The 15,456-nt window shown below is 40.6% G+C and carries 11 protein-coding genes; 4 read left to right on the forward strand and 7 right to left on the reverse strand.

What is annotated here, in order from left to right; genetic code table 11:
* Positions 1-58 precede the first annotated feature (58 nt).
* Both ABT310_RS05315 and ABT310_RS05320 read left to right on the forward strand, forming a co-directional pair.
* Entirely contained in the window at positions 59-526 is a 468-nt protein-coding gene (locus ABT310_RS05315) for a ComF family protein (RefSeq protein ID WP_375325709.1), read from the forward strand.
* Positions 527-590: 64 nt separating this feature from the next.
* The gene (locus tag ABT310_RS05320) at positions 591-2,210 is read left to right on the forward strand and encodes an Ig-like domain-containing protein (RefSeq protein WP_375325710.1); all 1,620 of its coding nucleotides are present in this window, start codon (positions 591-593) and stop codon (positions 2,208-2,210) included.
* Here ABT310_RS05320 and ABT310_RS05325 read toward each other — a convergent pair.
* The 3 genes from ABT310_RS05325 to katG all read right to left on the reverse strand — a co-directional run bounded on the left by ABT310_RS05325 (position 2,194) and on the right by katG (position 5,760).
* A complete protein-coding gene (locus tag ABT310_RS05325) occupies positions 2,194-2,970 on the reverse strand; it encodes an amidohydrolase (protein ID WP_375325711.1) in 777 nt (258 codons plus the stop codon). The genes ABT310_RS05320 and ABT310_RS05325 overlap by 17 nt on opposite strands.
* On the reverse strand, positions 2,971-3,447 hold the full coding sequence (locus ABT310_RS05330; RefSeq protein WP_375325712.1) for an ankyrin repeat domain-containing protein: 477 nt from the start codon (positions 3,445-3,447) through the stop codon (positions 2,971-2,973).
* Positions 3,448-3,540: 93 nt separating this feature from the next.
* Positions 3,541-5,760 (reverse strand): catalase/peroxidase HPI, encoded by a 2,220-nt coding sequence (katG, locus tag ABT310_RS05335; protein ID WP_375325713.1) that lies wholly within the window; start codon positions 5,758-5,760, stop codon positions 3,541-3,543.
* Between the two features lie 416 nt (positions 5,761-6,176).
* On the opposite strand from katG, the gene ABT310_RS05340 reads away from it, so the two are divergent.
* Complete coding sequence (locus tag ABT310_RS05340; RefSeq protein WP_375325714.1) at positions 6,177-6,707, forward strand: hypothetical protein; 531 nt, start codon at positions 6,177-6,179, stop codon at positions 6,705-6,707.
* 52 nt (positions 6,708-6,759) lie between these two features.
* On the opposite strand, the gene ABT310_RS05345 is transcribed toward ABT310_RS05340, so the two are convergent.
* Positions 6,760-8,121 carry a DUF5689 domain-containing protein gene (locus ABT310_RS05345; RefSeq protein ID WP_375325715.1) on the reverse strand — a complete coding sequence of 454 codons (1,362 nt, stop codon included), beginning with the start codon at positions 8,119-8,121 and terminating at the stop codon, positions 6,760-6,762.
* Between the two features lie 10 nt (positions 8,122-8,131).
* Complete coding sequence (locus tag ABT310_RS05350; RefSeq protein WP_375325716.1) at positions 8,132-10,864, reverse strand: TonB-dependent receptor domain-containing protein; 2,733 nt, start codon at positions 10,862-10,864, stop codon at positions 8,132-8,134.
* 103 nt (positions 10,865-10,967) lie between these two features.
* On the opposite strand from ABT310_RS05350, the gene ABT310_RS05355 reads away from it, so the two are divergent.
* The gene (locus ABT310_RS05355) at positions 10,968-12,008 is read left to right on the forward strand and encodes an endonuclease/exonuclease/phosphatase family protein (protein WP_375325717.1); all 1,041 of its coding nucleotides are present in this window, start codon (positions 10,968-10,970) and stop codon (positions 12,006-12,008) included.
* Positions 12,009-12,115: 107 nt separating this feature from the next.
* Here ABT310_RS05355 and ABT310_RS05360 read toward each other — a convergent pair whose 3' ends face one another.
* Both ABT310_RS05360 and ABT310_RS05365 read right to left on the reverse strand, forming a co-directional pair.
* Positions 12,116-12,553 (reverse strand): hypothetical protein, encoded by a 438-nt coding sequence (locus ABT310_RS05360; protein WP_375325718.1) that lies wholly within the window; start codon positions 12,551-12,553, stop codon positions 12,116-12,118.
* Between the two features lie 93 nt (positions 12,554-12,646).
* On the reverse strand, positions 12,647-15,328 hold the full coding sequence (locus ABT310_RS05365; protein WP_375325719.1) for a TonB-dependent receptor: 2,682 nt from the start codon (positions 15,326-15,328) through the stop codon (positions 12,647-12,649).
* Between the last annotated feature and the right edge of the window lie 128 nt (positions 15,329-15,456).

Below are 15,456 nucleotides of genomic sequence, written 5' to 3' on the forward strand. Positions count from 1 at the left end.
TGGTCGAATTCCCATAAAAAAGGCCGCTTCATTCGTTTTTTTCTCGAAAAATGGCCTTGTGAAAAATTTATTGCATTGGTTAAAATATAAAAACCAAGAGGACATCGGTGCTTTTTTAGGTGACTGGTGCGGTGCTTTCCTAAAGGAGGATGTAAACCTAAAAAATATTGATTTGGTAGTTCCAGTTCCACTGCATCCCAAAAAACTAAAGAAAAGAGGATACAACCAAGTAAGTAGATTTGCGCAAAAAATTGCAGAAAACCTTGGGGCTGAATTCCGAGAAGATCTCCTTTTAAAAGTGATCAACACCAAAACACAGACCAAAAAAGATAGGCAATCAAGATGGTTAAATTCAAAGAACGCATTTGAGCTGAACCTTAATTCCAATAAAAATTACAGACACATTCTTTTGGTGGATGATGTGATCACAACAGGGGCCACGATTGAATCATGTGCCAAAAAATTATTGCAGCTTAATGGGGTAGAGGTATTTGTTTTGAGTATGGCGGTAGTGCCCCAGGGTTAAATTTTATTAATCTTTGTCCCAATTTTTAAATTAGTTGTTTCTTTGTCGCACATTGGTTTTAAGCATGGTGTACTTAAAAAAATTGTTCGGTCTCTTATTTATTACTTTTTTGGTTCTTGCGCTTTGGCAATGTGCCAGAAGGGGTTCCCCAAGTGGTGGTCCAAAGGACGTTACACCCCCAGAATTAGTGCGTGCGGAACCAGAAAACTTTACCATAAATTTTAAGGAAAAGAAGATCAGGCTATATTTTGATGAGCTCATTAAACTAAAAGATGCGCAAAACCAATTGGTAGTTTCTCCTCCTTTTAAATACCCTGCAGAAATAAAACCAATGGGTACCGCAAGTAAATTCATTGAAGTTGTAATTAAAGACACGCTTCGCGAAAACACTACCTACACCATCAACTTTGGACAAAGTATTGTGGATAACAATGAAGGGAATCCCAATAGTTTTTTAACCTACGTATTCTCAACCGGTGATTATATCGACTCCCTCTCTGTTGCTGGTGCTGTGAAAGATGCCTATAATCGAAAAGCAGATGAATTTATCAGTGTGATGCTTTATGAAATAGACAGCACGTATACCGACTCTACAGTTTATAAAAGCCCTCCACTTTATTTAACCAGTACAGGGGATAGCCTTCCTTTTTTCGAACTTAAAAATCTGAAAGCAGGAAAATATGCCTTGTTTGGGTTAAAGGATGTGAACAAAAACAACAAGTTTGACCAAGGACAGGATAAAATTGGATTTGTAGAGGATACGATTACAATACCAACCGATTCCATTTATCTATTGAACCTTTTTAGGGAGGAAGTGAACTACAAAGCATCGGTGCCCAGTTTTATGGCCAAAAACAAAATAATTTTTGGTTATCAAGGAGATGAAAAGGAAATAAAAATTGAAACCTTGACGGAACTTCCAGATTCGGTTCGCACCAAAATCCTAAAAGAAAGAAATAAGGATACCCTGAACTATTGGTTCACACCTACCGAATTGGATTCCATCATTTTTACGGTGACCAACGAAATGGCTGCTGTTAAAGATACATTCACGGTAAAATTGCGTGACTTGCCAATGGATTCCCTCAAGTTAACTTCAAATGTTCAACGAAAATTTAATATGGAGGATACCTTTAGTATTTTGGCCAACACGCCAATTACTGCCGTGGACTCTAGCTTTATATCTGTAATGGTGAGCGATTCAATTCCTCACCCCTATTCCTACGCGCTGGACACACTGGAAAATAAAATTGATTTTGATTTTATAGTCGAACCCAATCAAAAATATTCTTTCTCCTTGTTGCCAGGTGCCGTAACGGATTTCTTCGGGATACAAAATGATACGTTGGATTACAATCTTTCCACTGGAAGTTTAGCCGACTACGGAAATCTCATAATAACGTTGGGAGGCAATGTGAAATTTCCAATACTTTTGCAACTTACCAATGAAAAAGGGGAGATAAAGCGTGAAATAAAAGCAGTTGAACCTCAAGAGTTTGAATTTAACAACTTGGATCCAGGAGACTATATTGCTCGTGTAATTTTTGATGCTAATGAAAATGGAAAATGGGACACTGGGAATTATTTAAAGAAAATTCAACCCGAACGAATCAGTTATTATCCTGGAGTTATAAAAATAAGAGCCAATTGGATTGAAAGACATAATTTTATTCTTTCAAACTAAAATCATCACGATCCTCTAAAAACCGTAGTTTTCTGCGAATGGTAGTGAGGTGTTCCTTTTCCAAAGTTGCGTAAAGCACTTCTTCTTTTTTGGAATAGGCCAATGTTTCACCTAACACATCATATACGGCTGAGTGTCCTGGATATTCATACCCTAAAGCATCCTCACCTGTGCGGTTAACCCCAATGCAATATGCCATATTCTCAATGGCTCTAGCCTTTAATAAAGTATCCCAAGCATTAATTCTTTTCTTGGGCCAATTGGCCACATAGATCAAAACATCATAATCGGAAGTGTTTCTTGCCCAAACGGGAAAACGGAGGTCATAACAAATCAATGGACAAATACGAAATCCTTTGTACTCCAAAGTCAATCTTTCGGTTCCAGCTTGGTAAACTTTGTCCTCACCAGCCAAAGTAAAGGTGTGCTTTTTATCATAGGTTGTAAAAGTACCATCTGGGTACACAAAAAATAAACGGTTATAAAACAATTCGTCTTCTTGGATTACCACACTACCCACTAGGGCAGTGTTTTTTTTAACGGCCAAATCTTGCATCCAATGAACAGTTTTCTGCCCCTCACTACTATCCAAATTCTGTGGGGTCATGGTGAACCCCGTTGTAAACATTTCAGGAAGCACTATCAAATCCACATCGTCGGAAATGACATTGATTTTTTCCTCAAACATGTCTCTGTTCTTGGAGGGGTCTTCCCAATGCAAAAAGGATTGAATCAATGCAATATTAAGTGTTGCGGCCATTTATTTTTGTTCTAGCAATTCAATAAAAGCTTGGTTATTCTGTTCCTTGGCATGGTCTAATGCACTTTTTCCTTTGGCATCTTTATCCGTTAAAGTAGCGCCATTGGTCAAAAGAAGTTCCGCAATATCCTGTTTGTTGAACATAACCGAATAAATAAGGCAAGTGGCCCCCATTGCATTCTTTTGATTGACATTGGCCCCAGCTTCAATCAAAGATTTGGCTATTTCGGCATACCCTTTAAAGCAAACACCCATTAATGCGGTGTTGCCAGAACCATCCAATGCATCTACTTTGGCTCCTTTATCCAATAAAAAATCCACTACCTTTTGGTGTCCATAATAGGCCGCCAATAATAATGGGGTTGACCCCCTTTGGTCTTTAGATTCCAATAATTTGGAATCCTCTTTCAAAAGTATTTGGATGGCATTGAGATTACCACTTCGAATCTGATTAAAAAACTCTTCTTTATTGCTCATAGGACTGTTGAAAGTTATAAAAAAACTGCCACAACCGGAATGGGTCATGGCAGTCTTTAGCTTTAATTTTCTTTTTCTTTTTTCCGTTTATAATTAAGCTAAATCAAAACGGTCAAGGTTCATTACTTTGGTCCATGCCGACACAAAATCATTTACAAATTTTGCTTCAGAACCAGACTCCGCATATACTTCGGCAAGAGCACGCAAGATAGAATTGGAACCAAATACAAGATCTACTCTTGTACCAGACCATTTGAAATCTCCCGTCTTACGATCCACACCTTCGTAAAGTGTTTTTTCTTCGTTGGTAGCCTTCCATTCGGTAGACATATCAAGTAGGTTTACAAAGAAGTCGTTGCTCAATACTCCAATTTTGTCTGTAAACACCCCATGCCTTGAACCATCAAAGTTGGCTCCAAGTACACGCAAACCTCCTACCAAAGCAGTCATTTCAGGGGTGGTAAGCGTCAACAATTGCGCTTTGTCCACCAATAAATGTTCTGCAGGCACTTTTATTCCATCCACTGCATAGTTTCTAAAACCATCATAAGGGGTGTTCAAATAAGCAACGGAATCAATTTCAGTTTGCTCTTGGGTTGCATCGTTTCTTCCAGGAGTAAATGGCACTTCAGTAGGCACACCCGCATCACTGGCTGCTTTTTCAACTGCTGCACAACCGGCTAGAACAATCATATCGGCCAAGGAGATTTTTTTACCTCCAGTTGTATTGCTGTTGAATTCATCTTTAATGCCCTCAAGAACCTTGATTGTTTTATCGGTTCCTTTGTTCACTTCCCAACTTTTCATGGGTTCCAAGTTAATACGGGCACCATTGGCACCTCCACGCTTATCTCCACCACGGAAAGTTGCTGCGGACGACCAAGCGGTATACACCAAATCAGAAACGGAAAGACCGGAATCCAACACCTTTGCTTTCAACGCTTTTATGTCGGAAGCATCAACCAAGGTATAATCCACTGCTGGAATTGGATCTTGCCAGATCAATTCTTCTTCAGGCACCTCAGGTCCAAGATATCTTGAAACAGGACCCATATCACGGTGCGTCAACTTGAACCAAGCACGAGCATAGGCATCGGCAAATGCATCCGGATTCTCATAAAATTTACGTGAAATTTTCTCGTAAGCAGGATCAAAACGCAATGATAGGTCGGTGGTCAACATAGTTGGTTTTCTGTTAGGTCCACCAAAAGGATCAGGGATAATGGCCTCAGCGTTTGAAGCTACCCACTGGTGCGCTCCTGCTGGAGATTTGGTCAATTCCCAATCGTATTCGAACAAGAACTTGAAGAAGTCGTTGCTCCATTTAACTGGGGTCGATGTCCAAATCACTTCCAGTCCAGAAGTAAAAGCATCTGGACCTTTTCCTGTACCATTTTTATTTACCCATCCGAAGCCCTGCAATTCCAAATCTGCTGCTTCTGGATCAGCATCCATCATTACTTTTTCTCCATCTCCGTTACCATGTGTTTTTCCGATAGTGTGCCCTCCTGCAATCAATGCAACGGTTTCTTCATCGTTCATGGCCATACGCTCAAAAGTTTCGCGAATGTCGTGTGCTGCGGCAACAGGGTCGGGGTTGCCATCTGGGCCTTCTGGGTTTACATAGATCAATCCCATTTGAACTGCTGCCAATGGATTCTCTATCTCACGTTCTTCCTTATTATGTTGGTAACGGCTGTTTGGTGTATCACTCGTGGCCAACCATTCGGTTTCGTTACCCCAATACACATCTTGGTCCGGTTCCCAAACATCTTCACGACCTCCTGCAAAACCAAAGGTTTTAAAGCCTGTTGATTCCAAGGCCACATTCCCAGCCAATATCATAAGGTCTGCCCAAGATATTTTTTGACCATATTTCTGTTTGATGGGCCATAACAAACGACGAGCTTTGTCCAAACTCACGTTATCTGGCCAAGAGTTAAGAGGGGCAAAACGTTGTTGACCGCGACCACCGCCTCCACGGCCGTCTTGAACACGGTAGGTTCCAGCACTGTGCCACGCCATACGGATAAACAAACCTGCATAGCTACCAAAATCGGCAGGCCACCAATCTTGAGAATCGGTCATAACGTTCAACAAATCCTGTTTGAGGGCATCATAATCCAATTTTTTGAACTCCTCAGCGTAGTTGAAATCTGTTCCAAGCGGATTTGATTTTTCAGAATGCTGGCTTAACAATTCCAGCCTTAGTCGGTTGGGCCACCAATCTTCATTTTGTGTACCGCCACCGGCAACTTCACTTAAAAATGGGCATTGACTTGCATCTGCCCCGTTTGCCATTTCTTTACTCATGATAGTATGTTGTTTAATTTATAGTTACTGCTTTAGTAAAAATACGAATTAGACTCCCCTTTCAATAGATAACCAATATTAAAATACTATGAAAAAATAGTTATTCTCTATAATAGGGATGTGATTTTGATTTGTTTACTGTGCTGCTTATGTGCCTCTTCAATTTAAGAAATTCTGCAGCCTTTTCTAAATTAATAATGAGGTATTTCAAAAGCGAAATACATTAAGGCATTGTCATCGGTCAAACTAAAAAATAGGTTAAAACACTTTAAATTTATGGTGGTCTACTTGAAAGGAATGGAACCGAATTGAGACGTATCAATTATATCATTTTCTTAACACTAATTGGCAAACCCTTTCCAATATGGGAGGACTTGGTTTGTTAATTTTGATGTTCACTAAAACCTTAAAAAATCATGAAAATTTATAAAGCAATTTCGATTATGGCGCTGCTGATTATTAGCACCGGAGCCATGGCACAAAATAAGAAGGACAAAAAACTCATGGATGATGCCGAAAAAGCCAAAACCTCACTATTGGAGGCAGCCCCCAATTTGAAAGGTTTTTTCGAAGATTCTGCAGGGTATGTGATTTTTCCCAATGTAGGTAAGGGCGGTTTTATTATTGGCGGTGCTTCAGGTAATGGAGTGGTTTACGACAATGGAACCGCAATAGGTATGGCCGACCTTAAAAAATTGAACATTGGCCTGCAAGCGGGTGGACAAGCCATTATTGAGGTTATCTTTTTTGAAACTGATGTAGACTTGGAACGCTTTAAGAAAGGTGATTTTCAGTTTGCAGCAGAAACATCGGCAGTGGCCCTAAAATCAGGAATTGCCTTTAATGCCAAATACAAGGATGGCGTTGCTGTTTTTGCCTTGCCCAAGGCGGGTCTTATGGCCGATGCCTCGGTAGGTGGACAAAAATTTAACTATAAAGCTTTTTAAGGTAAATCCCAGAAAAAAATAAAGCCCCTTTAAAGGGGCTTTATTAGTGGTATTAATTTCGTTGGCCTGGGGTAAAGTCTTGCGGTGCTTGTTGCGGCAGATTTATAGTTCCTGCATCACCTGTGTCATTAAAAATAGTCCATTCGGAGAAGGTATAGGTAGGATTGCCCTCCATGATTTCCAAGTTTCGAATGGCCCTACCGTCCTCAAACTCATGATTGGTGCCTGAGCCATCTTCCCCGATAATTCCAAATACATCTATGACCGCTCCAAATGGGTCTACCAATTCCAGATTATCGTCCCCGTTGGAATCGGCGGGACTGTTTGTTCCCACACCCAAATCGGGAGGAAAACCATAGACTAATTCAAACTCCGAGGCATTTGGCGAAATAACCAAGGTGCTTTCGGGTCCGATAATCAATCCCGACAGATCTATTGTGGAGCTAACTTCCACATTGTCGTTGGTGTAACGTCGCAGTGTCCATAAATTCAAATCCAAAGGTTCGGAAGAGGAATTGTATAATTCCACAAAACGGGCTCCTGTATTATTTTCAGGGTCGGCCAATTCAGAAATAAAAATTTGGTTCGAGGTAAATTCGGTGATGATTTCCGGACAACGTTCTTGGTCAAAAACTACATCTTTCAAACTGCGAATTACCAATTGGGATTTTCCTTTGTCCCTTAACAAAACACCTATAAGACTTCCATTTTCCATAGGTAGAGGTTCTGCCTGAAAATCTGCGTAGCCACTATTCAAGACCGATATTTTATTTTCCTCACAATCTTGAAGGTTCCTAATAGTTTCTTCTTCAGCAACAGCGAAAAGCGCTCCCAATTCCTCATCCACAAATTCCACATTTGCCAATTGGACCAGCACATTGGGCGGTAAACTGTCAATTTCAAGAATGGTGGTAAAAAATGGTTGTATAGGATTCGCATCTTCGCACGAAAGAAAAACATGCTCCTTCACTTTTGGTCCAGGTAGTCGTCCAACGGAAATATTTCCAAAGGAAGAAAACACACTCCCCAATAGTAGGTTTTCGTTCTTCTTTTGAAGGTACAATCCCTTTAGTTTAATGAAAACCTTGCTACCGAGTGGAAATTGAAGATGGGATTCCCGTAAATCCATTTCCAACTGAATACCTTTTGTTGGATTGACAGGAGTATCTTGAATAATGAGTAGATTGAAAAAATTACCTTCTTTATCCGAAGAAATCACATAGCCTTCAATCATAAGGTCTTCTTGAATTTTGACGGTTTCATCCGTTGCCAATTCATCTAGGTCTGAAATGCTAAAATTGGACTTCAATTCTGAACTGCACAGTTTTTGAAGATCGGTAAATTCTCTACTTTCCGTACACGAAAATTGGGTTAGAAGCAGAATGATGGTAAAAATGAATATTGTTTTTTTCATGATGGTGTGTTTAAAAACTTATAGCGAAATTCAAAAAGTATGTCCGCCCATAGCCGTACCAATATTTTGGTCCGAATGAAGGGGTCCCGCTCAAATTATCCTGTTGCATTTGTCCAAAATTCCCATTGCGGCTTTGCTCATACCCTCCCGTTCGAAAAAAAGAGTCAAAAAGGTTACTCACACTGGCAAAAGCACTAAAGTATTTACCTCCCAACAACCAAGATTTTCCTCCGACCAAATTCAATAGGTAGATATCCTCCATTTTATTTTGCGCCAATAACTTTGCAACATTTTCATTGGTAGCTTCGGGAAATTTTTCGCCTGTTTCTGGGTCAATTTTAAAACTTTGGGTACGCAGTATGGTTGAAATATTGATGTAATTATTGGTAAGATAGTTTGTGGTTGCTCCTACCCACCAATATTTAGGAGAGCGATATTCTACCCCTAGCGCTAAGGCAGTCTGAGGGCCCTGCGCCAGTTTTAAACCCTTTAATTGGGCAAAACCTAAATCACTGTAGCCCTCTATTGAAATAAGATCTTCTTCTGGGCTTGAAGTATCAAAATTGATTTGCACCATGGGATCACTGGCATAGGTATAATTGCCAACATTCCCTGCAGCGGTCAATTTTACACTGGATGAAGCTTCGTATTCAAATCCGAACTCTATGCCCTTGTGCAGCTTATCCAATCCTGTGATCACTTCTTGCACAAAATCGGAGCCCAAGCCTGTATCTGTAAAAAAGAAATTAATGTCGGTTGCATGTTGAAAACGCGTATAAAAAGCACTAATCCGTCCAGTAAGATTGGGAAGTCGGACAAAATAACTTAAGTCAACAGTGGTCACAGTTTCGGGTTGCAGGTCGCTTACAATCCCATGATTTTCCCTTGGATTGATAAAAATATTCTGAAGCGTGGGCGGTCTTTCCAAATACCCTGCATTTGCCGTAAACCAATGCCTGCCAGAAAGAAAATAGCTCCCCCCTCCCTTATAGGCAAGGTTGGAAAATGAAACTTTATCTCCTTCACCCCATGAATTTTCTGCATAACGTTCATTGAGAAAAAATCCCGTCCGTTGAGTTTCAAAAGTGGAATAGGCCGCTGAAACAAATCCACTCCATTTAGGCAAGGTGAACTCCACTTGCCCAAAACCCTCCCATTTTGATGTGTCCAAATTGTAATGGTAATTGAATTTGTCTCCTGTGATTTTTTGAAGATTTCCTTGCGCATCGTTGAGTGTGTTGGAAAAAGTATCTAGGTCCTCGTGATAACTTGCGCCAAGCAAATCAAATATTTCGGCATAGTTTTCCGATGAAGTAGACATATAATTGCCTCCCCATCCCAATTTTATCCAATCATTTAACTCGTAGCCAAAAGTGCTGGATATTGTGATGGTATTGTCATTGGCCAAATCATCGTAAAGCAAATACGAGGCTTTTGGGCCTGAATTTTGATTCGCCAAGTACAAGGATTCCCAAGAAAGTTGCGGATTTTCCAAGATGGCTTCTTTCACCAAATTGGCATTGGTAAAATCCGCCCCGAACGAACCGTTGATGTAATAACTGGGCAAATATCTATAATAGGTTGGGTCCGGATTTGGCGCATTGTAATACCCTAATCTACTCCTTGAGTTAATCCCTGTTTGATAGGCAACACCTGCATTTACGTTGAACTTCTCTTGTTTCAGGGTATAATTGACCATAAAAATAGGTTCAGAAATTTCGCGTTCCCTAGCATTACGAATCTTAGCATCTTGATTTCCCCAATAGGGATTATATCGGTTACCCATCAACTGAAAAACTTCATCAGACAAGGCTGACGAACGCCCTCTTCTATTTCTAGCCCACAGTCCTGTAACGGCTATACTATGCACAGAGTTCAACTGATATTCTAGGGCTCCAAAAAAAGAATAGGCGTCGTATAAAGTACCTGCAACATATCCTTCTTCCGCCCATCTTCTGGACGCAGAAATAGAATAGGCCAATCCATTTTCTTGCTTTCCTGAATTAAAGGTGGCCATAAGTCTGTTTCGATATGTTCTATTACTGGAAGAAGCAGAAATACGGATTCCGGGCCTCATCCCCGATGGCCGTGTATCGATGTTGGTGTTTCCTAAAATTCCACCGAAAGCAACAGGGTTTATGGTCAATCCATTGGTAAATTCTTGGTTTCGGGTGACATCATTAAGTCCTCCCCAGTGGTTCCATTGTGGCCGACCATCAAAAAATTTATTCATGGGCACGCCATTAATAAGTACTTGACCATTTCTTGAATCATAGCCACGTACTTTAAAAAAGGCTTGACCAAAATCGAAAGCAGCACGATTCAAAAAAACATCACGGGTAGATTGCAATAATCCCATAGCACCCGAAACGGATTCAAAATCATCCAAAAGGTCTCCATCGGTAAGGGTGATGAGATTATCCGTTTTTTCAAATTGGATGTCCCGCTCCAAATAAATAGTCCCCAAATCCAAAGCGCTCCCATTCAAATACAATGAGAATTCTTTGGAAAGGTAATCTTGGGCCAAAACTTCCAAGACATAGTCTCCTTCTAGATCAGTGGAAAGTTCAAAACTTCCAGAAGCATTGGTAAAGGTGGTTTGTTGATTCCCCTTAAGGGCAATAGTAGCGTTGGCAATGGGTTTGTTCAGGCCTTTTTCGTACACGCTACCAGTAATGACAGTGCTTTGTTGGGCGAATGTACAGCAACACCCCAGCACGGCCATGAGCATAGTTGTTCTCATAACTTAATTGTAGGTTAATTAGTAAAATTGGGGTTGTAATTGCTGTACAGTGTTTGCAAAAAGCGAACAATCTTACTTATTTTAGCTACAAAATCAAAACATAATGCGATTATTAATATACCTACTTGTATTAATATCGACCTCACTTTATGGACAACAGTCCAAAACATTTACTTTAAGAACCATAGCGTTTTACAACTGCGAAAACCTCTTCGACACAGAGAACGACTCGCTTACCTTTGATGATGATCGTACTCCGGAGGGGAGGTATCATTGGACCAGGGAACGTTATCAACAAAAAGTTGAAAATCTCTCAAGCGTTATTTCACAAATTGGCAAAGAAACTTCCAAATCCTCGCCTGACATCGTTGGGCTTTGTGAAGTCGAAAACCGAAAAGTTATCGAGGATTTGATTGCCCACCCCAACCTTGCGGAAAAGGACTACGGCATTGTGCATTTTGATTCGCCTGACGAGCGGGGTATTGACGTAGCACTTTTATATAAAAAGCCGGCTTTTTTGCCAACATCTTTTAAAAGTCATCGACTATTATTGTTTGATGATATGGGCGAACGGGAATATACACGAGACCAATTGGTGGTCGGTGGCATCATGGATGGTGAGGAAATTCATTTTATTGTGAACCATTGGCCATCACGAAGGGGAGGTTCAGCTAAAAGTCAACCACTACGAATTCGAGCTGCTTTGCTGAACAAACGCATTATGGATTCCATTCAACGGTTGAACCCAACAGCCAAAATTATTTCCATGGGAGATTTGAATGATGATCCTATTGATGACAGCTTAAAAAAGATTTTGAAAACGAAAGGAAATCCCAATCAAGTGGATAGTATTTCCCTATTCAACCCTATGGAAAAAATGTTCCGAAAAGGGGTGGGTTCGCTAGCTTATCGGGATAAATGGAACCTTTTTGACCAAATTTTTATGACCCCAAGCCTTTTGGACGACACGCATCAACAACTTTCGTATTGGAAAGCGGGAATTTTTGCCCCTAACTTTATCCGAACGGAACAAGGCCGCTTTAAAGGCTATCCCTTACGAACGTATGCCGGTGGAACCTATACGGCAGGCTATAGCGACCACTTTCCTGCTTATTTGTTTTTATTGAAGAAAGTGAATCGATAAATGTCTCAATTGTCACATCGAGTCCATCGACTACGCTCAGGACAAACTAAAGTCGAGATGTTTTGCTCACCTTTCGACTGCGCTCAAGATGACAAAACAACAAAAGTTTATGCGAACCACTGCGACCAAGGCAAGCGGCTCAAGATCAATAAAAGGCCCAAACCGTAAAAAATGGCGATGGTCTTAAATTTTTTTTCGCTTTCCATAAACTTTTTGTGACGAGACCATCCAATGGTGATCAAAGCCAAAGCGATAATGTTGATAAATGGATGTTCTAAAGCCAACAAACGAGCCGGAGCGTTCAATCCGCCCATTCCGAGAGCTTGAATAGCTTTTAATCCGTTGGCACTTGTAAAGTAAAGTATAAGTCCCACTAATAGTTGAATATGACTCAGAATAAGCGCAAATAGGCTAACACGAAGATCCTTGTGCATGGTAAAGTCCTTTTTGCCCATCCAGCCCAAAATGGCATTAATGGTGGCCAAAACCAAAATGGCCAAAACAACATAAGCTAGGTAAGAGTGCAGGTTTTTAATGATTTCCATACGGTATAGTTTGAGGCTTAAAAGTACGGAATTTTGAACATAAAAAAAGCCCCTCGCTTTAGCGAAGGGCTTTTATTTATTTAAAAGGTTTGATTAGAAATCGTAACGCAAAGTAACGTTCCAAGTTCTACCCCAACCAAAATAACCTTGGTTAGATACATTGATACCTTTGTAAGTTTCGTCACCATCTTCTACAAAATCAGCAGTTGTTAATCTTGAAAGATAAATGGTGTTGAAAACGTTGTTCATGTTAGCTCTAATTTTCAATTGCTTCGACTTGTCGATACCCAATGGCATTGTGAAAGTTACACCAGCATCCATCAAGTTGTAAGATGGCAATTTCAAGTTTTCTTTTACAGCACCTACATCAGAGTAAAGATCAGCATAGTATCTCCAATCTGCGTCGAAGGCGAACCAGCTATTTACTCTATAAGCTGCACCTAAACCTCCTGAAGTTTGGGCTGCACCACCTACTTTACCACCGTCGTAATCTACCATCTCAGTACTGATTACATTACGCTCTTCGTCAGTAACTTGGGTGACTGCATCTCCTTGATATTTCCAATCGCCGATAGAAGCGAAACCATTGATACTAAGGCCGGTCATTGGACGGAATTTGAAGTCTACCTCTACCCCTTGGTGCAATTGCTCAGTACCAAAGTTTGTGGTGAATGTCAAAACATCATCCACAACATCTGAACTAGTCACCACTCTGTCTTTCCAAGAAGTTCTGTACACGTTTACGTTCGCAGAGAACAAAGAGCTCGAGAAACCATATCCAGCTTCAAGACCCAAAATTTTCTCATTTTCAGTCAATGGGTTTACTTGGTTGGTAAAGTTCAAGTAGATGTTATCGTGGTAAGGTTGACGGTTGTAATAGCCTGCGTTTGCATAGAAGCTATGCTGAGATGTTGGCGTATAGCTAAAACCAGCTTTAGCATTGTAACCAAAGTTGTTCACCTTTTCTGAATCTGTTCCTGGCTCTATACCTGCTGGTAGAGGCTCACCTGTCCATTGTGATGAAGTACCATCGATCAATGCTTGATCAGCATATTGATAAAAATCGAATCTTTGGTGGTATTGATTAGAAATAGATCCTTGGAAGAAAGTTGAGAAGGTATCTGTAGCATATTCCAACTGTGTGAACAATCCTCCGTAAGAAATACGCTCATCATTGCTATAAGCAATTTTCTGATCTTCATCATAAGAATTAAACGCTGCTGCCCATCCAGAAGGTCTAAACGATTCTGTTGCTATTACTTGCTTGTACGTTCCAAAAGTACCGTAAGGTTCGTGATTGTTATTTTGATCAATCAAACGAATGTTCTCTTGCCAAGAATCCAAACCGTGGAAGTCAGAAACTACGCGGAAGTGTTTTCCGTAGTATGTTCTCAAGTCAAAACCAACATTCCAAGTTAAATTGTCACTTAATTCCTTCTCAAAGTTTGAAATTAAACCATACCAGTTGTGCAAGTTCATAGAGGCACGGGTTACGTATCCGCCACCAGCGGCAAAATAACCACCTGCACCATCAGGAACACTTTCATTGAATGCATATATCGCATCGTAATCTATACGTCCTTCTTCAGTTCTGATTCGGTTACCACGGTTACCAGTACCACCACCATTACCCCAAGAGGCGTAAAGTACTGTAGAAAGGTTTGTAGTTTCGTTAATGTTCCAGTCCCAGTTTAAGTTAGCAACTGGTTTGTGGTAGAAGTTTCTTCTTTCAGTCATGTACTGACCATTGTATGTACCCCAGTTATTGTTGTACCTTCTTCCATACTGTAAATAATCTTCGATGGGCTTGGTAAAGTTTTGATCGTGGAACTGAGGAGCGCCAGTAATCAAAAAGTTGAAACCATGCTTAAGGCTTGGTCTGTAACCTACAGAGATGAAGTAAGTTTGTCCTTCCCCGAAGTTACCTTCATTGTAACCATCTCCTTGCCAGTGAGACAACATTACGCTCATACCCCAGCCTTTATCAGACATTCCAGTGTTATATCCTGCAGAAGTTTTAATATAGTTGTTGTTTGCAACAGTTGCGTATCCAAATCCACCTTCGTTCATTTCGGTTGCCTTGGTCACAAAGTTCACGGTACCACCTACTGAAGAGATGGCCAATTTAGAAGATCCTAGACCCCGTTGAATCTGGATACCAGAAGCGATATCGTTGATACCGGACCAGTTGGACCAGTACATCAGACCGTCTTCCATTCCGTTGATTGGCTGACCGTTTAAAAGGAAGGCTGTGTTATCTTGATCAAAACCTCTCACCCTCATGTTGGTATCTCCAAAACCTCCAGATTGTCCGGAAACATAAACAGAAGGTGTGTTAACCAATGTCATGGTCACGTCTTGAGTACCGATTTTTTCTTGAATAATTTTTACAGGAACCGAAGATACCGCGATAGGTGTCTTACGGTCGGTAGCAAGGTCAATAATACCTGTACCTACAACTACTACTTCACCTAGCTCTTCGGCATCTGGCAATAGAGAAATTGTACCAACATCACCTGTTGTTTTAAAAGGAATTGTTTTAGAAACAAATCCAATGTAAGAGATAATAAGTGATCCTGAGCTTTGATTTACTTCGATGGTAAAGTTACCGTCAAAATCGGTTGATGTACCATTGCTGGTTCCTTTAACCATCACAGTAGCACCTGGTAGCGGTCCGCCTTGGTCACCGTCGATAACCGTACCAGTAAGAGTTCCTTGTGCAAACGCCATTGCGGAAAACAAAATGGCCGCAAAAGCCAAGTAGATTCTTTTCATTTAATTCAGTGTTTAAGTGTTTAATTAGCCCTGCAAATGTGCCGTATTTTTGACACACCGCGATTAAGCAAAAGTTAAAATCGCGCTAATATAGTTAACACTAAATTAACAAACAAAAACCCCTGACA

The organism is Flagellimonas cixiensis (assembly GCF_042134615.1).
Taxonomy (GTDB): Bacteria; Bacteroidota; Bacteroidia; order Flavobacteriales; family Flavobacteriaceae; genus Flagellimonas; species Flagellimonas cixiensis.

Excerpts from the sequence above, each read along its gene's own strand:
- ABT310_RS05320 (WP_375325710.1), top strand. The coding sequence starts at position 591 with ATGGTGTACTTAAAAAAATTGTTCGGTCTCTTATTTATTACTTTTTTG.
- ABT310_RS05325 (WP_375325711.1), bottom strand. The coding sequence starts at position 2,970 with ATGGCCGCAACACTTAATATTGCATTGATTCAATCCTTTTTGCATTGG.
- ABT310_RS05330 (WP_375325712.1), bottom strand. The coding sequence starts at position 3,447 with ATGAGCAATAAAGAAGAGTTTTTTAATCAGATTCGAAGTGGTAATCTC.
- katG (WP_375325713.1), bottom strand. The coding sequence starts at position 5,760 with ATGAGTAAAGAAATGGCAAACGGGGCAGATGCAAGTCAATGCCCATTT.
- ABT310_RS05340 (WP_375325714.1), top strand. The coding sequence starts at position 6,177 with ATGAAAATTTATAAAGCAATTTCGATTATGGCGCTGCTGATTATTAGC.
- ABT310_RS05345 (WP_375325715.1), bottom strand. The coding sequence starts at position 8,121 with ATGAAAAAAACAATATTCATTTTTACCATCATTCTGCTTCTAACCCAA.
- ABT310_RS05350 (WP_375325716.1), bottom strand. The coding sequence starts at position 10,864 with ATGAGAACAACTATGCTCATGGCCGTGCTGGGGTGTTGCTGTACATTC.
- ABT310_RS05355 (WP_375325717.1), top strand. The coding sequence starts at position 10,968 with ATGCGATTATTAATATACCTACTTGTATTAATATCGACCTCACTTTAT.
- ABT310_RS05360 (WP_375325718.1), bottom strand. The coding sequence starts at position 12,553 with ATGGAAATCATTAAAAACCTGCACTCTTACCTAGCTTATGTTGTTTTG.
- ABT310_RS05365 (WP_375325719.1), bottom strand. The coding sequence starts at position 15,328 with ATGAAAAGAATCTACTTGGCTTTTGCGGCCATTTTGTTTTCCGCAATG.